17 protein-coding genes are annotated in these 26,903 nt (G+C 46.6%); 14 read left to right on the top strand and 3 right to left on the bottom strand.

The window, feature by feature from the left end:
- Positions 1–86 precede the first annotated feature (86 nt).
- The 3 genes from ACOGW3_RS19760 to ACOGW3_RS19750 all read left to right on the top strand — a co-directional run bounded on the left by ACOGW3_RS19760 (position 87) and on the right by ACOGW3_RS19750 (position 3,817).
- Positions 87–1,442 carry an NAD(P)-dependent oxidoreductase gene (locus tag ACOGW3_RS19760; protein ID WP_419904521.1) on the top strand — a complete coding sequence of 452 codons (1,356 nt, stop codon included), beginning with the start codon at positions 87–89 and terminating at the stop codon, positions 1,440–1,442.
- Positions 1,443–1,498: 56 nt separating this feature from the next.
- Positions 1,499–2,806 (top strand): NAD-dependent dihydropyrimidine dehydrogenase subunit PreA, encoded by a 1,308-nt coding sequence (preA, locus tag ACOGW3_RS19755; protein WP_419904520.1) that lies wholly within the window; start codon positions 1,499–1,501, stop codon positions 2,804–2,806.
- A 78-nt stretch (positions 2,807–2,884) separates the two neighbouring features.
- Positions 2,885–3,817 carry a DMT family transporter gene (locus ACOGW3_RS19750; RefSeq protein WP_419904519.1) on the top strand — a complete coding sequence of 311 codons (933 nt, stop codon included), beginning with the start codon at positions 2,885–2,887 and terminating at the stop codon, positions 3,815–3,817.
- 12 nt (positions 3,818–3,829) lie between these two features.
- Here ACOGW3_RS19750 and ACOGW3_RS19745 read toward each other — a convergent pair whose 3' ends face one another.
- Positions 3,830–4,693, bottom strand: a complete 864-nt coding sequence (locus ACOGW3_RS19745; RefSeq protein WP_419904518.1) for a LysR substrate-binding domain-containing protein — start codon at positions 4,691–4,693, stop codon at positions 3,830–3,832.
- An 82-nt stretch (positions 4,694–4,775) separates the two neighbouring features.
- Here ACOGW3_RS19745 and ACOGW3_RS19740 point away from each other — a divergent pair, with 82 nt between their 5' ends.
- Positions 4,776–5,534: a sulfite exporter TauE/SafE family protein gene (locus ACOGW3_RS19740; RefSeq protein ID WP_419904517.1), complete on the top strand. Its 759-nt coding sequence runs from the start codon at positions 4,776–4,778 to the stop codon at positions 5,532–5,534.
- Between the two features lie 78 nt (positions 5,535–5,612).
- Here the strand turns inward: ACOGW3_RS19740 and ACOGW3_RS19735 are convergent, their stop codons facing one another.
- On the bottom strand, positions 5,613–6,251 hold the full coding sequence (locus ACOGW3_RS19735) for a TetR family transcriptional regulator C-terminal domain-containing protein (RefSeq protein ID WP_419904516.1): 639 nt from the start codon (positions 6,249–6,251) through the stop codon (positions 5,613–5,615).
- 44 nt (positions 6,252–6,295) lie between these two features.
- Positions 6,296–6,940 carry a TetR/AcrR family transcriptional regulator gene (locus ACOGW3_RS19730; protein ID WP_419904515.1) on the bottom strand — a complete coding sequence of 215 codons (645 nt, stop codon included), beginning with the start codon at positions 6,938–6,940 and terminating at the stop codon, positions 6,296–6,298.
- 586 nt (positions 6,941–7,526) lie between these two features.
- On the opposite strand from ACOGW3_RS19730, the gene ACOGW3_RS19725 reads away from it, so the two are divergent.
- The 10 genes from ACOGW3_RS19725 to ACOGW3_RS19680 all read left to right on the top strand — a co-directional run bounded on the left by ACOGW3_RS19725 (position 7,527) and on the right by ACOGW3_RS19680 (position 26,897).
- On the top strand, positions 7,527–9,023 hold the full coding sequence (locus ACOGW3_RS19725) for a CoA-acylating methylmalonate-semialdehyde dehydrogenase (protein WP_419904514.1): 1,497 nt from the start codon (positions 7,527–7,529) through the stop codon (positions 9,021–9,023).
- 108 nt (positions 9,024–9,131) lie between these two features.
- Positions 9,132–10,382, top strand: a complete 1,251-nt coding sequence (locus ACOGW3_RS19720; protein WP_419904513.1) for a Zn-dependent hydrolase — start codon at positions 9,132–9,134, stop codon at positions 10,380–10,382.
- Between the two features lie 14 nt (positions 10,383–10,396).
- Entirely contained in the window at positions 10,397–11,851 is a 1,455-nt protein-coding gene (gene hydA, locus ACOGW3_RS19715) for a dihydropyrimidinase (RefSeq protein WP_419904512.1), read from the top strand.
- 210 nt (positions 11,852–12,061) lie between these two features.
- Entirely contained in the window at positions 12,062–12,874 is an 813-nt protein-coding gene (locus ACOGW3_RS19710) for an ABC transporter ATP-binding protein (RefSeq protein ID WP_419905964.1), read from the top strand.
- The gene (locus ACOGW3_RS19705; RefSeq protein WP_419904511.1) at positions 12,864–13,796 is read left to right on the top strand and encodes an ABC transporter permease; all 933 of its coding nucleotides are present in this window, start codon (positions 12,864–12,866) and stop codon (positions 13,794–13,796) included. The genes ACOGW3_RS19710 and ACOGW3_RS19705 overlap by 11 nt, the downstream gene beginning before the upstream one ends.
- Positions 13,793–14,926, top strand: a complete 1,134-nt coding sequence (locus ACOGW3_RS19700) for an ABC transporter permease (protein ID WP_419904510.1) — start codon at positions 13,793–13,795, stop codon at positions 14,924–14,926. Before ACOGW3_RS19705 ends, ACOGW3_RS19700 begins: the two co-directional genes overlap by 4 nt.
- Before the next feature lie 55 nt (positions 14,927–14,981).
- Positions 14,982–15,974 carry an ABC transporter substrate-binding protein gene (locus ACOGW3_RS19695; RefSeq protein WP_419904509.1) on the top strand — a complete coding sequence of 331 codons (993 nt, stop codon included), beginning with the start codon at positions 14,982–14,984 and terminating at the stop codon, positions 15,972–15,974.
- Positions 15,975–16,389: 415 nt separating this feature from the next.
- Complete coding sequence (locus tag ACOGW3_RS19690; protein ID WP_419904508.1) at positions 16,390–23,259, top strand: cadherin domain-containing protein; 6,870 nt, start codon at positions 16,390–16,392, stop codon at positions 23,257–23,259.
- A 369-nt stretch (positions 23,260–23,628) separates the two neighbouring features.
- Positions 23,629–25,413 carry a calcium-binding protein gene (locus ACOGW3_RS19685; protein ID WP_419904507.1) on the top strand — a complete coding sequence of 595 codons (1,785 nt, stop codon included), beginning with the start codon at positions 23,629–23,631 and terminating at the stop codon, positions 25,411–25,413.
- 92 nt (positions 25,414–25,505) lie between these two features.
- Positions 25,506–26,897 carry a phenylacetate--CoA ligase family protein gene (locus ACOGW3_RS19680; protein ID WP_419904506.1) on the top strand — a complete coding sequence of 464 codons (1,392 nt, stop codon included), beginning with the start codon at positions 25,506–25,508 and terminating at the stop codon, positions 26,895–26,897.
- Positions 26,898–26,903 lie beyond the last annotated feature (6 nt).

The following is a 26,903-nucleotide window of genomic DNA, read 5'->3' as shown; positions in this document are numbered from 1 at the left end:
TGACAAACAGGGATAGATACCACCCCGATAGAGGGCGGATCTAACGTCATATAAGTACTAAAAAGTACATAGTCAGGAGAATATGGATGACTACGAACACCGGTAGTAGGCCGGATATCCAATCTAAGCGTCTTGCCGATGAAGATTACAGCAAGAATTTCGGGGATATCCACCCACCTCTTAATACTCATGAAGCTCTGGTAGAGGCCGATCGTTGTTACTTCTGTTACGACGCGCCGTGTACTGTGGCTTGCCCAACTTCCATCGACATTCCAATGTTTATTCGCCAGATTTCTGCGGACAATCCCAAGGGATCAGCGAAGACAATTTTTGAAGAGAATATCCTCGGTGGCATGTGCGCCCGAGTTTGCCCCACAGAGACATTGTGTGAGCAAGCTTGTGTGCGCCAGGAAGCCGAAGGAAAACCTGTAAAAATCGGCTTGTTGCAACGCTATGCAACGGACCATTTGCTCGAGGCCGGTGATAAGGTCTTTGAGCGTGCAGCATCAACCGGGAAACGTATTGCGGTTGTGGGAGCAGGCCCTGCTGGCCTCTCCTGCGCGCACCGTTTGGCCATGCACGGTCACGATGTCGTTGTTTTTGATGCGCGTGAAAAAGCGGGCGGCCTGAACGAATACGGTATCGCGGCCTATAAGTCCGTTAATGACTTTGCCCAACGTGAGGTTGAGTTCCTGCTTTCCATCGGTGGAATTACGATCGAAAACGGCAGCAGTCTTGGTGATCAAATTTCTCTCGCAGATCTGCGTCAGAACTTTGATGCTGTGTTCTTGGGCATGGGGCTAGCAGGGGTAAATTCTCTGAGAGCCGAAGGGGAAGATCTAGACGGTGTGGTCGATGCGGTTTCTTACATCGCTGATCTTCGCCAAAGTACTGATCTTTCCAAGCTATCAGTTGGGCGTAAAGTTGCTGTTATTGGTGGTGGTATGACGGCTGTGGATGCAGCGGTTCAATCCAAGTTACTCGGTGCTGAAGAGGTCACAATCCTTTATCGCCGCGGGCAAGAGCAAATGAATGCAAGTGAATACGAGCAGGAATTGGCTCAGACAAATGGTGTTTCCATTCGCCATTGGGTAAAGCCTAATAAACTCATTGGCGAAGGTGGGAAAGTCGTTGCCATAGAGTGCGAATATACCGAAACCAAAGATGGTTCTTTGGTGGGGACAGGGGAAACCTTTATCCTTGAAGCCGACATGGTGTTCAAGGCCATTGGTCAAAACTTTATCGCAGCTCCGCTTAACGGATCTGCAGAAGCAATCCAGCTTGAAAGTGGTCGTATCCAGGTTGATGAAAGTCGCCGTACTAGCCTTGGTGACGTCTGGGCGGGTGGTGATTGTATCGCAGGCGGTGAGGATCTCACAGTTGCGGCGGTAGAAGACGGAAAGGTTGCTGCTGAAGCAATCAACAAAGTCTTGGGCGCTTAAAGAAAAGCGACACCTTCACAATTACTCTTGGGTACTGACCTTCAAGGAATTTTAAAATGGCTGATCTTAGTTGCAATTTTCTCGGTATTAAATCTCCAAATCCCTATTGGCTCGCTTCAGCGCCGCCAACGGACAAGGAATACAACGTCGTCCGCGCTTTCGAAGCCGGTTGGGGCGGTGTGGTCTGGAAAACGCTGGGCGAGGGGGATCCTGTCGTAAACGTAAACGGTCCTCGTTACGGTGCAATCCATGGACCTGATCGTCGTCTACTCGGTCTGAATAATATTGAGCTGATTACCGACCGCTCTCTTGAAACCAATCTAGAAGAAATCACACGGGTTAAGAAGAACTGGCCTGACCGTGCGCTTATCGTTTCTTTGATGGTGCCCTGTGAAGAGCAAAGCTGGATCGATATTCTCAAGCGTGTTGAAGAAACCGGTTGTGACGGGGTTGAGTTAAATTTTGGCTGCCCGCATGGCATGTCCGAACGTGGCATGGGTGCCGCTGTTGGTCAGGTGCCGGAATATGTTGAGATGGTTACACGCTGGTGTAAAACCCACTCTGACCTGCCTGTAATCGTAAAGCTTACCCCGAACATTTCTGATGTCCGTCAATCCGCAAGGGCTGCTCATCGTGGTGGGGCCGATGCGGTGTCTTTGATAAACACGATCAACTCCATTGTCTCTGTCGACCTTGATGCCATGGCACCAAATCCAACGGTTGATGGTAAGGGGACGCACGGTGGTTATTGTGGTCCTGCGGTTAAGCCGATTGCTCTCAGCATGGTGTCAGAAATCGCCCGTGATCCAGAAACCCATGGACTTCCAATCTCCGGAATTGGTGGTGTTACCACCTGGAAAGATGCTGCTGAATTCATGGCACTTGGTTCCGGGTCAGTTCAGGTTTGTACTGCTGCCATGACTTACGGCTTTAAGATCATCGAAGAACTTAATGCAGGGCTGTCCAACTGGATGGATGAAAAAGGCTATGAAAAGCTCGATGACTTTATTGGTATGGCAGTGCCAAACGTAACAGACTGGCAGTACCTCAATCTCAATTACATCGCCAAGGCGAAAATTGACCAAGACGCTTGTATCAAATGTGGTCGTTGTCATATCGCCTGTGAAGATACTTCGCATCAGGCGATTACCGCCACTGTCGATGGTGCGCGTATGTTTGAGGTGATTGATGAAGAATGCGTTGGTTGTAATCTTTGTGTCAGTGTTTGCCCGGTGGAAAATTGTATCACCATGGAACAAATGACAGAGGGAACGGATCCTCGGACCGATAAGCCCATTGATCATAAATATGCAAACTGGACAACGCATCCAAATAACCCCAGCGCTGTAGAGGCGGCTGAATAATTTAATATTATATCGATGGACATTTAGGGCTGACCCGCTAGTCTTTCGCGAAATAATGAATGTTTCAAGGAAGATAGCGTGTCAGTCGGTCCCGAAACTGAAGTTCAAAAAGAGCAGCTAACCGGCTTGGGAGAAAAGAAAGCACATGGTGCCATGCTGCTTTTTATCTTCTTTGTCAGCACGTCCTTTCCCGTTGGATCAGCGATTACACATGCGCTAGATCCCACTGCGCTCACCTTCCTTCGTTTTGTTATCGCTTCTGGCGCCTTTGCCGTTTTGCTTTTGGTCAAAAAGCAATGGTCCTGGCCCGGACCTCTGTTGTGTATCAAATACTTTTGGTTAGCCGCACTTCTCGTTGTCTTTTTCATTACCATGTTCGAGGGCTTGCGTTGGGGAGGCCCCGTTAGTCTTGGTGCCGTTTTTACCCTGATCCCTTTGATGACAGCGGTGATTGCATTTTTCCTGATTGGCCAGCGCACGACCCTTCGGCTTTGGGTAGGGCTTTTTATCGCTGCCCTTGGGGCGGTTTGGGTCGTTTTTGATGGCGATGTAGAGAAGATATTCAGCTTTTCTGTAGGCAAAGGTGAACTTATTTTTCTGGTTGGTTGTTTTACCTACAGTGCTTATTCGCCGTTTGTGCGTAAATACCATCAGGGCGAAAACTTATTGGTATTGACGTTTTGGACCCTGGTTGCCGGAGCAATTATTCTTGGGATCTATGGTTGGAGCAAAATTACCAACAGTCCGTGGTTGGAAGTGCAGCCCCATGTGTACGTCGCCATCGTTTATTTGGCGATATGTAATACGGCGATTTCCTTTTTACTGCTCAAATTCGCCAGCTTTAAACTCCCCGCAGCCAAGGTTATGGCTTACACCTTTCTGACCCCGGCCATCGTCCTTGGGATTGAAAGCGTGATTTCAGGTCAATTGCCCGAACTGACCATCCTGGCTGGTGCCGGAATAACAGCGCTTGCAATGGTGTTCTTGCAAGGGGCGCGTGAAAAGCGCTGATCGGTTATGGCTCTATGATACCTGTATTGCATTTCGGATGGCGTTCTCCATTTCCTGAACAGCTTTGGAATTTGTTTTTGAATTCTTTATCAGGGTTAGGGAGGATCTGGGTAATGTTGGAAAACCAGCCCTCTTGTCCAGTATATACATTGAGGGATCAAGTGAACTGTGGGCAAGGATGCCAATGCCAAGTCCAGACATTATTGCAGCGCGTACGCTGTTAAAGTTTTCACTGAGATAAGCTACTCGCCATTTGATGGATGCCTGATCCAGTGCATCTGTAGCAACGTTCCTCCACCAGCAATTTCTATCAAAAAGAACGAGAGGTACGGGCTCTCCTTCTTTGTGTTTAAATTCAGCGTGTGCCGCCCAGACGGTTGGCTCAGAGTACAGAGAATTTTTATCCGGAATCGGTCCTGCGGAAAAGATAGCCAAATCTAGTTCATTCTTTCTGATTGCTTCTGGAAAGCCTTCACTACAGCCTGCGCGCGTGAATATTTCTACTTTTGAATGTTTTTTAACAAATTGACCTAATGCACGTTGTAAAATGGTTTCTGCATAGTCATCCGGAATACCTATTTTCAAACGTCCCGCAAGCGGATCAGTAAACAGGGTTTCGGCCCGGTAAACTTCCTCCAGTACATTTATCGCGACAGGAAGCAATTTGGTACCATTTTCTGTCAGTGTAACACCGCGAGCGCCACGGTCGAATAGTTGAACCGAAAGGAGGTCCTCAAGTTTTCTGATTTGTACACTGACCGCGGATTGTGTCCGCCCCAACCTGGAGGCTGCTTGTGTCACATTTCCAAGATCGGCTACAGCATGAAAGGTCTGCAGAAGATCACTGTTTATTTTTAAGCGTATAGTTTTGTTCATGGCAGTTATCGTAATTATTCATTTTTAATATGGCTATTCTTTTCCTACTTTTTGTCCAATTAATTTTAATTGGGGGTAAAAAGTGACAGTAGGAGTTTTTTGTTTACTTATTGTTGTCGGGTTTTTCGGGGGCGTCTGGAATGCGATGGCAAGTGGGGCCACTCTTTTTACATTTCCAGCTCTTATTGCAGTTGGATTACCGCCAGTGATGGCAAATGCAACTAATTTTCTTGCACTTTTGCCGTCAAATGCGGCTGCTTTGCCCGCTTATAAAAAGGAATTAAAAAGTGTCGGTAGGGCCATTTGGCCTGTTTTAACCATATCGAGTATTGGAGCTGTATTAGGCGCGCTTCTATTGCTTAACAGCGGTGAGGTAATTTTTATCAATTTGATTCCCTTTTTAATATTTGGGGCCACTCTTCTATTTATGTTTGGCAATCAGATGAGAAACTTATTGATATCTCAATTTGAAGAAACAGGCCGGATAGCTCTGTTCGTATCGCTCAGTATGCTTTTTATCTTTTCTATTTACGGGGGGTATTTCGGTGCGGGGGCTGGGATAATCATTCTGGCCACGATGCAGATCATGGGGTATTCCAATTATCATGTTGCTAATAGCCTGAAGAACCTTCTGGCAACCAGCCTTACTATTTTCAGTATAATCGTCTTTGGTTTGAATGGCGCGATTGCCTGGCCAGAAGCTCTGGTTATGATGATCGGCAGTACGGTTGGGGGGTATGTTGGTGGATTATTTGGTCGAAAAATTAACGAACGTTATCTCAAGATTGTTATGGTCTGTTTTGGTTTTTTCTTGAGTGGTTATTATTATCTGAATAGTTAGAGAACTGGGATAAGAAAGTCTGTGACCTGTTAGTATTTGAAATTCAGGCATGGAATTCGCAGTTTTTATAATGATTATTTATTGCCTCGGTTTAAGACCCTCAAAGAAAATGGTGCTGATGGTTTTACCAGCTTTTGCGAAGTAGTCGGGCTGATCGACCTCTTCTCCGAGTATGGCGCGCATCTGGATTTTGAAATCCGCGTAGTGCTGGGTAGAGGCCCAGATCATGAATATCAGATGGTAAGGATCGACATCCGTAAGTTTACCATCGTCAATCCACTTTTGGATCACCACGGCTTTTTCATCGACCAGGCTTTTGAGGGATCCCTTGAGCACGTGCTCAATCATGGGCGCGCCGTGGAGGATTTCGTTGGCAAACAGTCTTGAAGCGGTAGGATCGTTTTCAGACATTTGCAGTTTCAAGCTGGTGTACTTACCAATTTCCTCAATGGGGTCGCCGTCGGGATCAAGTTCGGTGAGGGGGGTAAGCCATGTTTCCAGGGTGCGTTCTAGAACCGAGATGTAAATGTCTTCCTTGCGGCGGAAATAATACAGCAAGTTAGGTTTAGACATTTCTGCTTTTTGAGCAATCTGGTCGATGGTCGTGCCTCTAAAGCCAAAGGTGGCGAATATATCCAGGGCAGCCTCGAGGATTTTTGCCTCGTTAAGGGCCTGAATACGTGTCCGCTTTTTTGTCTGACCAGCTCTTGGGTTCATGTCTGCAGTTTCTTTTCTTTATTGTGTTTTGTTACGTAACGATCTCACCTACGGGCACCGATACCGGTGAGAATTATCTCTATAGCATTGTCTTTCGCCGTTTGATACTGCGCATCACTTAAAGGTGTCCCGCCATTGAGGGTCTCAATCTGGTGATTGAAATCAGCATAGTGCTGTGTGGTCGACCAGATCATGTAGAGCAAATACTGAGGATCAACCGGATTGATTTTCCCTTGATCGATCCACCTTTGGATGATCGCAACCCGGGATTCCGTCCAATCTTTTAGGGTGGTTTCCAGATAATCCTGGATGACAGGGGCGCGGCGGATGATTTCATTGGCCCATACTTTTGAGCCCATAGGGTTTTCCCGAGATATATCCATTTTCTTTTCAATATAACGGGTGAGGGCCTCTATGGGATCATCGCAGTCATCAAAAGAGTCCGCAGCCTGAAGCCAGATGTTGAAAATATTGTCTACGACCTGTCGATAGAGAGCTTGTTTTGTAGGGAAATAATAGTGCAAATTTGCTTTGGGAATATTCGCACGTTCTGCAATCATACTGGTTGTTGCACCCCGAAATCCAAATTCAGCAAAAACACTTTCTGCCGCTTTGAGAATTGTCTTCTCATTTTCTTGGCGAATTTTTGCCTTAGCAGTTGTTTTGATTGCTCTTTCGGGCTTACTCATTCATGCTTCCTGGCTTGGTTTTTATCGAGGCCCAGTCTGGGGTTTCATCCACAGTTTTATCAGACATTTTTGTAGTTGACCAGATGGTCAGGATTTAGTAGCGTTAATTTGACCAAATGGTCAGGATATAGGGAAATATACCCTAAAATATTGACCATAAAGTAAATAAATACATAAGGCAGGTTAAACAACTGCCTAAATAAAAACAAGTACCGGGGATTAATCACACCGGATGAACAGGGAGTTTTAGTACATGCATAAAGTAGGTGGTAGCGACTGAACAATTCAACTTTATCCTGGAAAATACGTATTTTTTGTATCTCTTGATAAAGCTAAATAGATAACGATCTGGTATGTTTTTGCTTTAAAATCGTTATGTCTGCTTCCTGACTTATGTATCCATATCGTTATGGTACTGACACGTTTCCTATTCATTCATTAAAATTATTTTCGGTTTCTCGTAGGCAGATTTCTTTGTCCAGCTTTTGTGCAAAAGAAATCATTAACACCTGAAAGTCTCAATAAGGCTTTTTGACCTGATATGGGCCGTATGCGCCCAAAATGACAAAATATAAGAGTGATGAATATGGAACGGATCAGTAATGCAGTGGCAGGCGAAAGACGCCTTTCTTCAAGCTCTCGTAGTTCGCAGGTGTTTAACCCTGCAACTGGCGAGCAGATTGCGGAACTTCCTCTTTCAACTGTGGATGAAGTAAATGAAGCTGTAGCATCTGCCAAGGCTGTTGCTAGAGAGTGGGGGCAGATGCCGCCTCTTAAGCGTTCACGCTACATGTTCAAATTTAAAGAACTTCTGGATGCACATGCGGATGATATTGCCCGTGAAATCAGTCGTGAACATGGCAAGACCCATGAAGATGCGTTGGGTGAGGTTGCCCGCGGCATAGAGGTTGTGGAATTTGCCTGTGGTATTCCTCATCTTTTAAAGGGTGAGTTCAGCCGTAACGTCGGCCCACAGGTCGATACCTATTCCGACCGTCAGGCACTAGGCGTTGTTGCTGGTATTACACCGTTTAACTTCCCCGCCATGGTACCTTTGTGGATGTACCCAATCGCGATTGCGGCTGGTAACACCTTTGTACTCAAACCATCCGAGCGTAATCCTTCAGCCCCAATGCTCATTTGGGATCTGTTCAAAAAAGCAGGTTTTCCGGACGGTGTCTTAAACGTGGTCCACGGTGACAAGGAAGCGGTTGATACCTTGTTAGATCACCCGGATGTCAAAGCGATTTCCTTTGTTGGCTCCACGCCGATTGCGGAATACGTCTATTCACGCGGCACGGCCAAAGGTAAACGGGTACAGGCTCTTGGTGGTGCTAAAAACCACATGATTGTTATGCCTGATGCGGACATGAATAAAGTCGCGGATGCCTTGATGGGGGCAGGTTACGGTTCTGCCGGTGAACGTTGCATGGCAATTTCCATGGCCGTTCCTGTCGGGGAAGAAACTGCGGATCGTTTGGTCGAAACCCTGAAACCGCGTGTTGAAAGCATGCGGATTGGTCCAAGCACTGATTCAGATGCGGATATGGGACCAGTTATCACCAAAGCCCATCAGGAAAAAGTTTTGGGTTATATCGATAGCGGAGTGGAGCAGGGAGCTGAGCTGGTTGTTGATGGTCGTAATTTTAGCCTTCAGGGTTATGAAAACGGTTATTTTGTCGGTGGAACGCTGTTCGACCGCGTGACGTCTGATATGACCATCTACAAGGAAGAAATCTTTGGCCCTGTCTTGTCTGTATTGCGCGCCAAGGACTACGACGAAGCTGTCGATCTGATCAACAAACATGAATACGGTAATGGAACAGCAATTTTCACCCGCGATGGAGATGCCGCACGTTCCTTTGCCAATGACATCGAAGTTGGCATGGTTGGGGTCAATGTTCCGATCCCTGTGCCCGTTGCCTACCATTCTTTCGGGGGTTGGAAAAGATCCCTATTTGGCGATCATTCGATCTATGGCCCGGAAGGTATTCGTTTCTATACCCGTCTGAAAACGGTCACCACGCGTTGGCCTGAGGGTATCAAGGAAGGGGCAGTTTTTAACTTCCAAAACATGGAATAAAGTTTAAGGGCCGTGATTGTCCCCAGGAATACCTGGTGGTGGTCACGGCCTTCCCGTTTTTAGCTAATAAATAATAAACAAATTTAAAGAATTTCAGGGAGTAATCTGATGAGCAAACCAGCCGATAATATGCATATCAATTCCCCACGTTTGTGGGAAAGCTTGATGGAGATGGCCAAAATTGGCCCAGGTGTTCGCGGTGGTAATAATCGTCAGACCCTGACAGACGAAGATGCAGAAGGCCGCCACCTTTTCAAAAGCTGGTGTGAGGATGCGGGCATGACCGTTGGTATCGATAGCATGGGCAATATGTTTGCCCGTCACGAAGGTACTGACTCAAGCCTTCTTCCGGTTATGGTGGGGTCTCATTTGGATACCCAGCCAACCGGCGGTAAGTACGACGGTGTTCTTGGCGTGCTTGCTGGTTTGGAGATCGTCAGAAGCCTCAATGATATGGGCATTAAAACCAAGCGTTCTATCGAAGTGGTAAACTGGACCAATGAAGAGGGCACACGTTTTGCCCCGGCTATGTTGTCTTCGGGTGTTTTTGCGGGCGTTCATACCCAGGATTGGGCCTATGATCGTGAAGATGCTGAAGGTCTTAAGTTTGGCGATGAACTCAAACGTATTGGCTTTGTCGGTGATGAGCCTGTTGGCGAGCGTAAAATGCATGCCATGTTTGAGCTCCATATTGAGCAGGGACCGATCCTCGAAGACGAAAACGTTGATATCGGCGTTGTTACTCACGGCCAGGGCTTGAACTGGATCCAGGTAACGCTCACAGGTAAGGAAAGCCATACCGGTTCTACACCAATGCCAAAGCGTGTTAACGCGGGTCTTGGTGCTGCGCGTATTACTGAACTCGTCAACGATATTGCTTTGAGCTTTGCGCCACATGCCGTTGGTGCAGTTGGACATATGGATATCTACCCGAATTCGCGTAACATTATTCCGGGTAAGGCAATCTTCACCATCGATTTCCGCCACCCCAATAAAGACGTGATTACGGCGATGGAACAAACGCTCAAGTTTGAAGGGCGTGCAATCGCTGAAGAACTTGGGCTTACAATAGAGTTTGAACAGGCAGGAGCCTTTGATCCCGTTACATTTGATGAGGGCTGTGTAACCGCTGTTCGTAATGCTGCCGTCCGTTTGGGGTATAGCCACCGGGATATCGTATCCGGTGCGGGCCACGATGCTTGCTGGGTTAACCGGGTTGCCCCAACAGCCATGGTGATGTGCCCTTGTGTTGATGGCCTAAGCCATAACGAAGACGAAGATATTTCACCAGAGTGGGCCGCAGCAGGAACGGATGTACTGTTCCACGCCGTCGTTGAAACCGCAGAGATAGTTGAATAAGGGAGCGTGATCAAATGAGCACAGTCATTAAAGGCGGTACCGTTGTTACTGCAGATCTTTCTTACGAAGCCGATGTTTTAGTCGAAGGCGGCACCATTACCGAAATCGGCAAGAACCTATCGGGCACTGAAACTCTGGATGCAACTGGTTGTTATATCATGCCAGGGGGAATTGATCCTCATGTACATCTGGAAATGCCGTTTATGGGCACCCATTCCGCAGATAATTTCGAAAGCGGAACCCGCGCAGGTCTTGCCGGTGGTACAACAATGGTGGTTGATTTCTGTCTGCCCCAACCCGGTCAATCCTTGATGGAAGCCCTTGCCATCTGGCAACAAAAATCAGGGTCAGCCTGTTCAGACTATTCCTATCATATGGCGGTCACCTGGTGGGGTGAAAAAGTATTTGATGAAATGGAAGAGGTCGTTGGTCGTGGCATCAATACCTTCAAACATTTCATGGCCTATAAAGGCGCTTTGATGGTTGATGATGATGAGATGTTTGCGTCTTTTTCTCGGTGTTCAGCTTTAGGTGCGATGCCATTGGTTCACGCAGAGAACGGTGATGTTGTTGCGACACTACAGCAAAAGCTACTTGCCGAAGGCAATAATGGTCCTGAAGCCCATGCGTTCTCACGCCCGCCAGAAGTAGAAGGTGAGGCGGCTAACCGTGCGATTATGATCGCGGATATGGCGGGTGTTCCGCTTTATATTGTACACACTTCTTGTGAACAGGCTCATGAAGCGATCCGCCGGGCGCGTCAAAAGGGGATGCGTGTTTATGGGGAGCCATTGATCCAGCATCTTACTTTGGATGATAGTGAGTATTCGCATCCTGATTGGGATCACTCGGCACGTCGGGTGATGTCACCTCCTTTCCGTAATAAACAGCACCAGGATAGTCTCTGGGCTGGTTTGCAGTCGGGATCCTTACAGGTTGTGGCGACTGATCACTGTGCCTTTACCGCCGAACAAAAGCGCTTTGGTATCGGTGATTTTACAAAAATTCCAAATGGAACCGGTGGTCTTGAAGACCGCATGCCGATGCTTTGGACACATGGAGTGAAAACTGGCCGTCTAACCATGAACGAGTTTGTCGCTGTGACCTCGACCAATATTGCCAAGATTTTAAACATGTACCCGAAAAAGGGTGCTGTTATGGTTGGTGCTGATGCCGATCTCGTAGTGTGGGATCCAAATCGTTCCAAAACCATTACGGCTAAAAATCAGCAGTCGGTCATCGAATATAATGTCTTCGAAGGTAAAGAAGTTACCGGCTTGCCACGCTTTACCTTAACCCGTGGCAAAGTCGCGGTTGAAGAAAGCACAATGAGGGACGAGCCGGGTCATGGTAAGTTCGTCGGCCGTGATCCTTATCCTGCGGTCAATAAGGCACTTTCCAAGTGGAAAGAGATTACCGCGCCGCGTAAAGTAGAACGCAAGCCTGAAAATATGCCAGCTGGAGTATAACTCCCTAAGGTATTTGGTAATAAAATCAAGAGGGTGGTGTGATTTGTTTTGCACCATCCTCTCACAAGAACGATAACTGTCATTAAAGACAGAGTTCAAAACACAGGGAGTTTAGCCATGCTGCAATCAACACAAGCGAATGCAACTGGCGCCGCCGGAGATACCGGAGAGGCAGAAAAGATGGGTACTGAAACAATGAATGCAGATGCGATGGCTCGTCCACAAAAACAGCCAGATCAAAATGAAAGTTCTGTTGTTGAAATCAAAGGTTTGTCGCTGACTTTTGAGACCAACGATGGTCCAGTTCATGCGCTATCAGATATTGATCTCTCCATTAATCGCGGTGAGTTCGTTTCTTTTATTGGCCCTTCTGGTTGCGGTAAAACAACTCTTCTACGTGCCGTTGCAGATCTGGAGCAACCAACAGGTGGTAAGTTGGAAGTAAACGGGGTCAGCGCTGAACAGGCCCGCCTAAACCGTGACTATGGTTATGTGTTTCAGGCGCCGGCATTGTATCCTTGGCGGACGATTGCCGGGAACATCTCTCTGCCTCTCGAAGTGATGGGTATTGCAAAATCGGAGCGTCAGGACCGGATTGCTAAAAATCTGGAGTTGGTAAATCTATCCGGTTTTGAAAAGAAGTTCCCTTGGCAGTTGTCTGGCGGTATGCAGCAACGTGCCTCTATTGCGCGTGCTTTGTCCTTTGATCCAGAGTTGCTTTTAATGGATGAGCCTTTTGGCGCCCTGGATGAGATTGTACGGGATCACCTGAACGAGCAACTGCTCAGACTTTGGGATAAAACAAATAAAACAGTTCTTTTTGTCACTCACTCCATTCCTGAAGCCGTCTTCCTCTCTTCAAAGATTGTTGTGATGTCCCCCCGTCCAGGCCGGATCTATGATGTAATAGATTGTAACCTTCCGCGTGATCGTGGACTTGATATTCGTGAAACGCCTGAATTCTTAGAGATTGCGCACCGTGTCCGCGAAGGTTTGAAAGAGGGCCATAGCTATGACGATTGAGGCAACTGTATCGCCGCCTCGCGCCATGGGGGCTCAAAGTTTATGGTCGCGCTTGATGTCAGGTAAAGTGGGGCCTGTATTCGTGATTGTCCTGGCTATAATTGCGATCTGGTATTTTTCTGCTGTTCTTCTCAATACGCCGTTTCAAAAAGATATCTACAAGCGGGGTAATGTCGAATGGACCACAGAGCAGTTAATCACAGATACTTTGGCACAGGAAAGGCCTGTGTTGCCCGCGCCACATCAGGTCATGGTCGAGCTTTACAACACAACGATATTAAAAAAGATTACGTCTAAAAGGTCCCTCGTTTATCATAGCTGGATTACCCTTTCGACGACCTTGCTGGGCTTTGTTATCGGAACGGTTCTGGGCATCCTCCTTGCTGTGGGGATCGTTCACAACAAAAGTTTGGAAAAGAGCTTGATGCCATGGATTATCTCTTCTCAAACCATTCCGATCCTTGCCATCGCACCAATGATTATTGTGGTTTTAAATGCGGTTGGTATCCAAGGTATTCTCCCTAAGGCATTTATTGCCACCTATCTCAGTTTCTTCCCAATCACAGTCGGTATTGTTAAGGGCTTGCGTTCCCCAGAACTTATTCACCTTGATTTGATGCGGACCTACAATGCCTCAAATTGGGATTTGTTTTGGAAGCTACGCTGGCCTTCATCAGTACCGTATCTTTTCACGGGTATGAAAGTTGCTATTGCGACCAGCCTTGTTGGGGCCATTGTTGGCGAATTACCGACAGGGGCTGTTGAAGGACTTGGTGCACGTTTACTTGCGGGATCATACTATGGCCAAACCATACAAATTTGGTCCGCACTGATTGCGGCTGCACTGCTTGCTGCTGCGCTGGTGTCTATCGTAGGTATTTCCAATAAAATTGTTCTTAAAAAGATGGGGATGGCGCAATGATTAACTTTCGTCAAACCTTAGCTATCATGGCAGGGGGACTGGCTCTCATAGCTATTTTATTGCCATTGGGAGAGGTGGGTGGTGTATCCCAATCCCTCTGGAATGATAGTGGATTAATGGTATTCGCCATAGTTGGAGTACTTACATCGGTAGCGATTGTCTTGGATAAGATTAAAGGCCAGATCGCTGATCTAGTTATGGTGATTTTACCTCATATCGGTGCTTGGTTTTTACTTTCCAGATTGGATGTCGCTGAACAACAACTTTCATCCGGTTATTGGTGTTTGGTTATTTCAGCCTGGTTGATGGCTTGGCTGCTTGTGGACCAGCTCTCTGCTAAAACGTCCCGATCCCAGGGTGTGAAGCGGTTTTACAATATAATTGTTCCGGTTCTCTTTGGTGTTTGGCTCTTGATCTTATGGGAAGTTGTGGTTCGGGGCTTGCAGGTTCCAACGGTTCTATTGCCGCCGCCAAGCATGATTGGCGAGCGTTTTATGGCTTCGACTGACATACTTTGGGCTGATTTCCAACAGACTTTCCTCAAGGCTGTATTGATCGGTTATGTCCTAGGGTGCGGTAGTGCTTTTATAACGGCTATCCTGATTGATCGAAGCCCGTTTCTCCAGCGGGGCCTTCTGCCGATTGGAAATCTTGTCAGTGCGTTACCTATTATTGGTGTCGCACCGATCATGGTGATGTGGTTTGGCTTTGACTGGCACTCCAAGGCAGCGGTTGTCATTATCATGACTTTCTTCCCTATGTTGGTGAACACAGTTGCCGGATTATCCATTACGTCCTCGATAGAAAAGGATATGATGAAAACCTATGCAGCAAGCTATTGGCAGAGCCTTTTTAAGCTCCGTTTGCCTTCCGCATTACCTTTTATTTTCAATGCCTTGAAAATTAACTCAACTCTTGCCATGATTGGTGCCATCGTAGCCGAATTCTTCGGTACGCCAATTGTGGGCATGGGCTTTCGTATTTCAACCGAAGTAGGCCGTATGAACGTCGATATGGTCTGGGCTGAGATTGCAGTGGCTGCACTGGCGGGAACTGCTTTTTATGGAATCATGGTCGTCATAGAACGGGCATGTACATTTTGGCATCCATCTTTCCGAAGTTGGAATTGACCCAATTGGGGGCAGAACCACGAAGAAAGAGGGAACCATTAACAGGGAGATAATAATGAAAAAAATGTTATTAGGTGCTGTTGCTTTGGCATTTGGTGCCGGAGCCTTTGGTGCATCTGTTCAAGCTAGTGATACTGTTAATCTACAGCTCAAATGGGTCACACAGGCTCAATTCGCTGGTTATTATGTTGCTCAGGATAAAGGCTTCTATGAAGACGCTGATCTTGATGTAAATATCAAGCCTGGCGGTCCTGATATTGCCCCTCCACAGGTTATCGCAGGCGGCGGCGCTGATGTGGTTGTAGACTGGATGCCTTCTGCATTGGCCTCTCGCGAAAAAGGCGTGCCGTTGGTTAATATTGCACAGCCTTTTAAAACATCCGGAATGATGCTGACTTGTCGTAAAGAAACCGGCATCACTTCTCCTGCAGACTTCAAAGGAAAAACACTCGGTGTTTGGTTCTTTGGTAATGAATATCCATTCCTGAGCTGGATGTCGAAACTGCAGATACCGACGACGGGTGGGGATAATGGTGTTTCCGTTTTAAAGCAGGGTTTCAACGTCGATCCAATTCTACAAAAGCAGGCTGATTGTGTTTCCACAATGACTTACAATGAATATTGGCAGGTTATTGATGCAGGTATTCCTGCAAGCGAACTCGTTGTGTTCAAATATGAAGAGCAGGGCGTCGCAACACTTGAAGATGGGTTATATGTTCTGGAAGATAACCTGAAAGATCCTGCATTTGTCGATAAGATGGCTCGTTTTGTTGCCGCCAGTATGAAAGGCTGGGATTGGGCCCGTGCCCATCCTAAAGAAGCCGCAATGATTGTGCTCGATAACGATGCCAGTGGTGCTCAAACTGAAAAGCATCAGGTTCGTATGATGGGTGAGATTAACAAACTTACAGCTGGTTCAGATGGCAAGCTTAATCCTGCGGATTACGAGCGTACCGTAAGCACACTGCTCGGTGGTGGCTCTGATCCGGTGATTACCAAAAAGCCTGAAGGGGCTTGGACACATGCTGTAATTGATGCGATCAAGTAAAATACAACCTTGATGCATCTTAGCTACTGATCTTGTTATATAATCCAGGCAGAATATACTTCTTATTCTGCCTGGATTTTTCTTATTTTGGCCTACTAAAATAATAACTACTGCTAATTTATACTAATAATTACGTATGTTTATGCATTGTAAGCACCAACTGTTCTTAATGTGTTGTATTTTAGGTAAATTTTAGAACTTTTTATTCCTCATTTTGTTAATACGATCTTCATAGAAATCCCCCAATATAACCCTCAAACTATATTAGTAATGGATGCAAACACATTGAGAATACCTCCCTAAAGGAGAGCCAATGTGTGATCTTGCCAACACGTGGAGTTCGGTTATGGCAGATCAGGGGTAAGGGGTAAGAGATATTACTACGACTTATAAAACAGCCGTAGAAGATGATGCTGTGCTCAACATCTCTTCAGAAAAGAAAGATCTGGATAAAGTCCTTGAAGTAAATCCGGATCGATTGCCTGGTCTGGAAGATATCTCTTCGGCAGCCAACCTCCACTATGGTTCTCCTGAACAAGGGGACAATTTTGATATCTCTCTGGTGGAGAGTTCCATTGTCGTAGATGACATTTCTGATGTTTTGATTTTTGATATAGAAAATAATCTTTCAGAAATTCTGAATCCTAAAAATACTTCTGGGACTGATTATGGAACAACTGAACTTACTCAAAGCATTGCAACTCCCCCTGTCGAAAGTCAAAATACGGCATCTTCATCTCAGTCAAGTTCCACAGAAATTAGTGAATTACTTCCATTTAAACTCAATATTGCAGATTTAGATCTCAGCGATCAGTTTATTGCACAGATAACTGTACAACAGGAAAAAAGCGAGAACACCGAAGCAGAGGTTCCAACCACGTTTGTTGATACGACTGCGCTCACTGACATTACCCTGTCTGAAAGTTCAGTATCTGAAGCCGCATCTATCGGTGATACGGTTGCGACAATCTCTGCAACGGATGCTGAAAGTAATAATTTCACTTACATTATCGTTTCCGACCCGGATAACAAGTTCATCATTGAGGGCGATCAGCTCAAACTTAACGCTGGTGTTGATGCTGAGACATCGACCGCCCACACCGTCACCATCGAGGTCGATGATGGTTCGGGAAATACCTATCAGGAGACATTCTCTGTTGGTGTTTCAGACGTTGATGATACCGCCGCCACAGATATTGCACTGTCGAACAGCTCCGTAACCGAGAGCGCCGGTGTAGGTACCGTTGTTGGTAACCTGTCTGCCACCGATGTCGATAGCAGCTCATTCAGCTACTCCATCGTATCTGATCCAGATAATAAGTTCATCATCGACGGCGACCAGCTCAAACTTAACGCAGGTGTTGATGCGGAGACATCGACCGCTCATTCGGTGACTATTGAAGTCGATGATGGCTCCGGAAATACCTATCAGGAAACTTTCTCCGTTGGTGTCACAGACGTTGATGATACCGCGGCGACTGATATTGCGCTGTCTAACAGCTCTGTAGCTGAGAGCGCAGGCGTTGGTACCGTTGTTGGTAACCTGTCTGCAACCGATGTCGATAGCAGCTCATTCAGCTACTCCATCGTTTCTGACCCGGATAATAAATTCATCATCGATGGCGACCAGCTCAAGCTTAACGCCGGTGTTGATGCGGAGACATCGACCGCTCATTCGGTGACTATTGAAGTCGATGATGGCTCCGGAAATATCTATCAGGAAACTTTCTCCGTTGGTGTCACAGACGTTGATGATACCGCGGCGACTGATATTGCGCTGTCCAACAACTCCGTAGCCGAGAGCGCCGGTGTAGGTACCGTTGTTGGTAACCTGTCTGCCACCGATGTCGATAGCAGCTCATTCAGCTACTCCATCGTATCTGATCCAGATAATAAGTTCATCATTGATGGCGACCAGCTCAAACTTAACGCAGGCGTTGATGCGGAGACATCGAACGCACATTCGGTTACCATTGAAGTCAATGATGGCGCGGGTAATACCTATCAGGAAACATTCTCTGTTGGTGTTACAGACGTTGATGATACCGCGGCGACTGATATGGCGCTGTCCAACAACTCCGTAGCTGAGAGCGCAGGTGTTGGTACCGTTGTTGGTAATCTGTCTGCGACCGATGTCGATAGCAGCTCATTCAGCTACTCCATCGTTTCCGATCCGGATAATAAGTTCATCATCGATGGCGACCAGCTCAAGCTTAATGCCAGTGTTGATGCCGAGAATTCTACCGCTCACTCCGTCACCATCCAGGTGGATGATGGCGCGGGTAATACCTATCAGGAGACTTTCTCCGTTGGTGTCACAGATGTTGATGATACCGCTGCGACAGATATTGCGCTGTCTAACAGCTCGGTAGCCGAGAGCGCCGGGGTTGGCACCGTCGTTGGCAACCTGTCTGCAACTGATGTCGACAGTAGCAGCTTTAGTTATACGATTGTTTCCGACCCGGATAATAAATTCGTAATCGATGGCGACCAGCTCAAACTTAACGCTGGTGTTGATGCGGAGACATCGACCGCTCATTCGGTTACCATTGAAGTCGATGATGGCTCCGGAAATACCTATCAGGAAACATTCTCTGTTGGTGTCACAGACGTTGATGATACCGCGGCGACTGATATTGCGCTGTCCAACAACTCCGTAGCCGAAAGCGCAGGCGTTGGCACTGTTGTTGGTAACCTGTCCGCCACTGATGTCGATAGTAGCTCCTTCAGTTACTCAATCGTTTCCGACCCGGATAACAAGTTCGTAATCGACGGCGATCAGCTGAAACTTAACGCCGGTGTTGATGCTGAGACATCGACTGCTCACTCTGTTACCATTGAAGTCGATGATGGTTCCGGAAATACCTATCAGGAAACCTTCTCTGTTGGTGTCACAGACGTGGATGATACCGCGGCCACTGATATTGCGCTGTCTAACAACTCAGTTGTTGAGAGTGCTGGAGTAGGTACCGTTGTTGGTAATCTGTCCGCCATTGATGTTGATAGTAGCTCATTCAGCTACACGATTGTTTCTGACCCGGATAACAAGTTCGTAATCGACGGCGATCAGCTCAAGCTTAACGCAGGTGTTGATGCCGAGACATCGACCGCCCACTCTGTCACCATCCAGGTCGATGATGGTTCGGGAAATACCTATCAGGAAACCTTCTCTGTTGGTGTCACAGACGTGGATGATACCGCCGCGACTGATATTGCGCTGTCTAATTCATCTGTCGCCGAGAGCGCCGGGGTAGGCACTGTTGTTGGCAACTTGTCCGCAACCGATGTCGACAGTTCTACCTTCAGCTACACGATTGTATCTGATCCCGACAGCAAGTTCGTAATAGATGGCGACCAGCTCAAGCTTAACGCCAGTGTTGATGCCGAGAATTCTACCGCTCACTCCGTCACCATCCAGGTGGATGATGGCGCGGGTAATACCTATCAGGAAACATTCTCTGTTGGTGTTACAGACGTTGATGATACCGCGGCGACTGATATAGCGCTGTCTAACAACTCAGTTGTTGAGAGCGCCGGGGTTGGCACCGTCGTTGGCAACCTGTCTGCAACTGATGTCGACAGTAGCAGCTTTAGTTATACGATTGTTTCCGACCCGGATAATAAATTCGTAATCGATGGCGACCAGCTCAAACTTAACGCTGGTGTTGATGCGGAGACATCGACCGCTCATTCGGTTACCATTGAAGTCGATGATGGCTCCGGAAATACCTATCAGGAAACATTCTCTGTTGGTGTCACAGACGTTGATGATACCGCGGCGACTGATATTGCGCTGTCCAACAACTCCGTAGCCGAAAGCGCAGGCGTTGGCACTGTTGTTGGTAACCTGTCCGCCACTGATGTCGATAGTAGCTCCTTCAGTTACTCAATCGTTTCCGACCCGGATAACAAGTTCGTAATCGACGGCGATCAGCTGAAACTTAACGCCGGTGTTGATGCTGAGACATCGACTGCTCACTCTGTTACCATTGAAGTTGATGATGGTTCCGGAAATACCTATCAGGAAACCTTCTCTGTTGGTGTCACAGACGTGGATGATACCGCGGCCACTGATATTGCGCTGTCTAACAACTCAGTTGTTGAGAGTGCTGGAGTAGGTACCGTTGTTGGTAATCTGTCCGCCATTGATGTTGATAGTAGCTCATTCAGCTACACGATTGTTTCTGACCCGGATAACAAGTTCGTAATCGACGGCGATCAGCTCAAGCTTAACGCAGGTGTTGATGCCGAGACATCGACCGCCCACTCTGTCACCATCCAGGTCGATGATGGTTCGGGAAATACCTATCAGGAAACCTTCTCTGTTGGTGTCACAGACGTGGATGATACCGCCGCGACTGATATTGCGCTGTCTAATTCATCTGTCGCCGAGAGCGCCGGGGTAGGCACTGTTGTTGGCAACTTGTCCGCAACCGATGTCGACAGTTCTACCTTCAGCTACACGATTGTATCTGATCCCGACAGCAAGTTCGTAATAGATGGCGACCAGCTCAAGCTTAACGCCAGTGTTGATGCCGAGAATTCTACCGCTCACTCCGTCACCATCCAGGTGGATGATGGCGCGGGTAATACCTATCAGGAAACATTCTCTGTTGGTGTTACAGACGTTGATGATACCGCGGCGACTGATATAGCGCTGTCTAACAACTCAGTTGTTGAGAGCGCCGGGGTTGGCACCGTTGTTGGTAATCTGTCCGCCATTGATGTCGATAGTAGCTCATTCAGCTATTCGATTGTTTCCGACCCGGATAATAAGTTCGTAATCGACGGCGATCAGCTCAAACTTAACGCTGGTGTTGATGCCGAGACATCGACTGCCCACTCCGTCACCATCGAGGTCGATGATGGCGCGGGTAATACCTATCAGGAAACTTTCTCTGTTGGTGTGACCGACGTTGACGATACCGCGGCCACTGATATTGCGCTGTCGAACAACTCCGTAGCCGAGAGTGCAGGTGTTGGTACCGTTGTTGGCAATCTGTCCGCAACCGATGTTGATAGCAGCTCGTTTAGCTACTCCATTGTTTCCGACCCGGATAATAAGTTCATCATCGACGGCGACCAGCTCAAGCTTAACGCCGGTGTTGATGCCGAGAGTTCCACGGCTCACTCTGTGACCATCCAGGTGGATGATGGCTCCGGTAATACCTATCAGGAGACTTTCTCCGTTGGTGTCACAGACGTTGATGATACCGCCGCTACTGATATTGCACTGTCTAACACGTCGATTGCTGAAAATATTGTTGGGTTAGCACGTCCTGAAGGAACCGCTCTTATAACGGATGCTGCTCCTGCACATTTAATTTCGGATAGTTCTTCATCCAATACTTATGATTTTGGCACCGAAAACGCAGGCAAAACGGTCAACATTTCCTTTGATACCCAATCTTTCGGTGGGTGGGAAGAAACCGGAACCTACCAGGATGATTTCACCGTCAATGTAAATGGTGTTCAACAGGTATTTTCACATGAAGGGGATGCAACCAGTTATAGTTTTCAGGTTGTAACAGACGCGTCTGGCAAGGTCGCTATTGATTATGGGATCGATGTAACGGCTAATGGCGAAGGTATGGATGTTTCCAACCTTGTGATATCAACAGTTGGAAATAACTGGGATACCTCGGTTGGTGCGGTTGTTGGAGATCTTTCTGCTACAGATGTGGACAGCAGTTCGTTTACTTATACAATTGTATCAGATCCCGATAGCAAGTTTGTCATTGATGGCTCTCAGCTTAAGCTTGCTGCTGGGGTTGATGCTGAGACATCAACCGCCCACTCCGTCACCATCGAAGTCGATGATGGCGCGGGTAATACCTATCAGGAAACTTTCTCTATTGGTGTGAGTGATGTTGATGATAATGCTCCAACTGATATAGCTCTATCCAATAGTTCCATAGCCGAAAACGCCGGGGTGGGATCTGTTATTGGAAATCTATCAGCAACAGATGTGGATAGTAGTTCCTTTACCTATACGATTATTAGCAATCCCACTCAGGGATCCGGTGTTATTTCTAGTTCGAATATATCTGATACCAGCAACGGTTTTTCCGTTACTGCGCAATCAATTAGTGGTGCAAACCTTACTGATGCCTCTTCAGCTAATGTATCTACCAACGGTAATGGTTTTGGTGTATCAGGGGCGATTTCAAATTCTGACAGTGGAATGAACGAGCAACTCGGATACGACCAGGCAAGTGCACAATCCGAAAAATTAATCGTCGACTTTGATAATGAGGTCGATACTGCTGATGTCTCTTTTAAATATCTGTTTGATAGTTTCGATGAATCTGCTCACTGGCAGGCATATAATGATGGCGTTCTGGTTGCTGAGGGTGATTTCAACCCGGCAAATAATCAGAATACAGGCACTTTCACGATCAACCCCGCGGATAATTTTGATCAACTTGTCTTTACGGCAAAAGAGCAAACCGATGGTTCGGATGGTTCTGATTATCTCCTAACCCAAATTTCCTATACTGAGGCCCCAATAGACGATAGTACCTTGTTCTCGATTGATGGCGACCAGCTTAAACTTGCTGCTGGTGTGGACTATGAGAATGCAACCTCACACGCCGTAACGGTTGAAGTCAATGATGGTGCGGGGCACACCTATCAGGAAACATTTACCATTAATGTTGGTGATGTGAATGATGTTCAAACTGCCGATATTGAAGACCCTGGATCTATGTCTGGGGCAACAATTATTGGGACATCTGGAAATGATGATCTTGATGGGACAAACGCCAAGGATGAAATTTGGGGGCTTGGTGGTAATGATACGATTAAAGGCGGTAATCAAGCCGATACTTTAATTGGTGGAACCGGAAATGATTTTATCGAAGGTGGTAATTCAGGTGATATTCTTTATGGGGGCTCTGGAAACGATACTCTGTACGGCGAGAACTCTTCTGACACGATTTACGGTGGTTCTGGTAATGATATTATCCAAGGGGGAAATGGGAACGATTTTATCTACGCAGGAAGTGGAAACGACACGATGACCGGGGATAATGGTAACGACGTGTTTGTTTTCGATGGCAGTAGTAGTGTTGGTGATAGTAACTGGGTGAATGGTGGATCTGGCGTTGATACCATCGATTTATCCAGTGCTATGGATGGCTGGACTGTGGTACTGGATAACGGGGATACTTTCTCTAGCACTGATACTTTTGATGCAGCATTAATTACAGATGATACTGGTACTCTTACGACAGGGAATGGCGCAACAGTCACATTTGAAAGTGTCGAGTCATTTACCTGGTAAAAAACGCTTCAGGTAAAGAAAAAGAAGCCCATTTTACTGTATAGTCGGAATTTCAGCCCTTCGATGAAGAAAATTTAAAAATAAATTCCCTTAAAAACAACTTGATTATTTTCCTATCACTTCAACCCGAGGTTTATTTGTATAGGAGCCTCAACTGCTTATTACAGTTTAAAAATAATCCTAAATTTACATCGTATTTTATCCAAATTTTACAGAAGCTTATTCGACAAAAAAATTAACATCTTGTTCATAAGAATACACCAATAATCAGTGTAGATTTCTTTAATCGGCAATTGATCTCCCCTCATGCGGAGCATCCATAGAGGATAGCTTTGGCCCAAAAGATCTTGCCGGATACGGGAGTATTTTATGGCAGATCAAGACCAGGAAAAGGATGGTTTAACCACCGCAGGAAAGTTGTTTTCTGTGGATGAAAACCTGTTGGATAACGAATCATCAGAGAGAAAAGAGCTGGATAAAGTCGAAGAAAACAGCTCGAAAAAACTTGGTGGTGTAGAAAACAGTTCTTCAGCAGCAAACCTCCATTATGGTTCGTCCGAACAGGGTGAAGATTTCGATCCTAAAGCTATTGAAACTGTAGAAATAGACCTTGAAAATTCTAATGGGATTGATACGACCAATTCCAGTGGTGTTGATGGAATTGATCCCGCTAATGAGTTTAATTTTTCAACCCCTCTGAGTTCAAATGATCCGAAATCTCTAGAGGCAGGAGCGAGTTCTTCAACGGGTACTCAAAATGAAAATGTACCCAATGAAGTGGATACGTTACCTGGTACAGAACTTCCCAATGCTACAAATTCTGTGGAGTTAAGCCCTCTAAGCGTACCAATTAAAGACAGTGGTTTTAGTGAGCAACTTGATCTGAACGCAGATAACAAACTTGAAAGCGTTGATGTTCCTGTGGCGCGGGAAGAGACAAGCCAAGATATCGGTACAGAAGCTTCAAGTTTACCGAATATAGCCATTTCAACCAACTCAATCGCTGAAAGTGCCAATTTAGGCGATGTTGTCGGTAACCTTTCTGCGAACATAGCTACCAGTGGTTCTTTCACATATACCATCATCTCTGATCCGGATAGCAAGTTCACTATTGATGGCTCTCAGTTAAAATTAGCAGCCGGTGTTGATGCTGAGACCTCTACGTCGCATTCGGTTACCATAGAAGTAGATGACGGAACTGGTAATACCTATCAGGAAGTCCTTACCATAGGTGTGACTGATGTGGATGATACCGCGGCAACAGATATCTCGCTGAGTTCTAGCTCTGTTGCTGAGAGCGCCGGGATTGGTACAGTTGTTGGAAATCTTTCCGCGACTGATGTGGATACAGGCGCAGGATTTACCTACAGCATCGTTTCTGATCCCGATAGCAAGTTTTCTATCGACGGCAGCCAGCTGAAACTGGCCGCAGGTGTCGATTACGAAAGCCAAACTTCACACTCTGTGACTATTGAAGTGGATGACGGATCCGGTAATACCTATCAGGAAGTCTTTTCCATTGGGGTCGGTGACATAAATGATGTTCAAACCGCAGATATCGAAGATCCTGGCGATATGTCTGGTGCAACTCAGATAGGTACGGCTGGTGATGATACGCTTACCGGCACCGTACATCCCGATGAAATATGGGGACTTGGTGGCAACGATACGATTACCGGCGATAATCAAGTAGATACTTTGGTTGGCGGAACAGGAAACGATAATCTTTCTGGCGGAAACTCCGGGGATATCCTCTATGGTGGTCAAGGCGATGATGTCTTAAATGGAGAAAATGGGAAGGATATGCTCTATGGTGGCTCAGGAGATGATACGATCTCTGGGGGTACTGGGGTCGATACCATTTATGGCGGCAGCGGGAATGATACTCTCAATGGTGATCAAGGAAATGATCTCTTTATCTTTGATGGCAGTAATGGAACCGGAGACACCGATTGGGTCGATGGCGGTTTAGGGACTGATACAATTGATTTATCTGCCGCATTGGATGGTTGGGCCGTCGCGTTAGATAATGGGGATACCTTCTCAAGTGCGGATGCTTTTGACCCAGCTCTGTTAACGGATGATTCCGGTACGATTACCACAGGGAATGGGGCGACGGTTTCATTCGAAAGTATTGAATCCTTTACATGGTAATTGGTGGTCTCTTAAAAATAATTTTTAATCAGTCTTTGTCTGCTTTGTGATCTCTGGTGTAGGGTTTTCCTAATCTATTTTGGGGGGAAGCTTTGCAAAAGAACAGTTGGCTGAACAATTTTCACTTAACAAGCAATATTGAGCATCTTGAGTTTCCGGCCATAGGCACCCCAGAAAATCTAGCCGTTATCAGCACACTAACCCAGCTTGATAATAGCCAGTGGTGGAGCCCTGAGAAAATAAATGAAAATCAGTTTAAACAACTGTTTTCTCTTTTCAAACATGCCATCAAAACTGTTCCTCATTATAAGGACTACCCGGTTCCAACCTCCGTATCTGGACTTATGGAAATTTGGCAAAGTCTTCCCATTTTAGAGCGAGCAGATATAGGAGGGCAGGGGGAGGCACTTGTTTCTAGCAAGACGCCACGCAGTCACGGGGGTATTGGTACGCAATATACCTCTGGTTCAACAGGGCAACCGATAGCAGTTAAAAACACGGCCTTGAGCCGGGTATTCTGGCGAGCTTTTACGGCACGTGATCACATTTGGCATGAACGTGATCCCGGTTGGAAACTGGGGCATATTCGTATTGCTAAAAAGGGGCAGGCAAAGTATCCCGGAACAACGGGGATGGGCTGGGGATCCTTGAAGGGAAAAGCTGAGCTTTTCAAAACAGGGCCAATCGCGGGATTAAATATTAACTCAACCCTTGAACAGCAAGCTGAATGGCTGTTGAGAACAGACCCAGAGTTCTTGATTACTTACCCAAGCCTTATACAGCGCTTGGCCGAATATTGTATTAAAAAGAAAATTCGGCCTAAAAAGCTTCGTCAGGTGGAAACCATTTCTGAAGTTTTAACACCAAAGGTGAGAGAGCTTTGTCATGAGGCTTTTGGGGTTAAGATTGTCGATCTCTATTCAACCCGCGAACTCGGTTATCTCGGACTTCAATGCCCAGAAAATGATCACTATCACGTACAGAGTGAGGGGGTGTTGCTGGAGGTCGTTGATGAAGAGGGCAAGGCTTGTCCTCCCGGATTACCTGGGAAAATCCTTGTAACACCCTTACATAATTTTGCCATGCCATTGATCAGATACGCTGTTGGCGATTATGGCGTGATGGGGGAAGCATGTTCTTGTGGCCGCGGATTACCGGTTTTAAAATCTATTCTGGGACGGGAACGTAACAGATTACGCCATCCCGATGGCTCTCATCGATGGATTGCCTTATCTGCGAAAGATTATAAAGCTTTACTCACCATTGCCCCGGTTAAGGAATATCAAATTATACAAAGGTCTTTAACCAAGTTGGATTTAAACTTGGCGGTAGATAACAAGCTTACCAAAGACCAAAAAGAAAAGCTGACCAAATGGGCTCAGTCAGCTCTTCATTTTCCTGCAGAGATTAATGTTTATGGCCATAAAACTCTTGAACGAAGTGCAAATGGTAAGCTGGAACTTTTTAAAAGTCTGATCGAATAAGGCATT

The organism is Kiloniella sp., assembly GCF_965205715.1.
Lineage (GTDB): Bacteria > Pseudomonadota > Alphaproteobacteria > Kiloniellales > Kiloniellaceae > Kiloniella.
The sequence above is the reverse complement of the archived record's forward strand: the minus strand, read 5'-3'. Positions and strand labels throughout refer to the sequence as shown.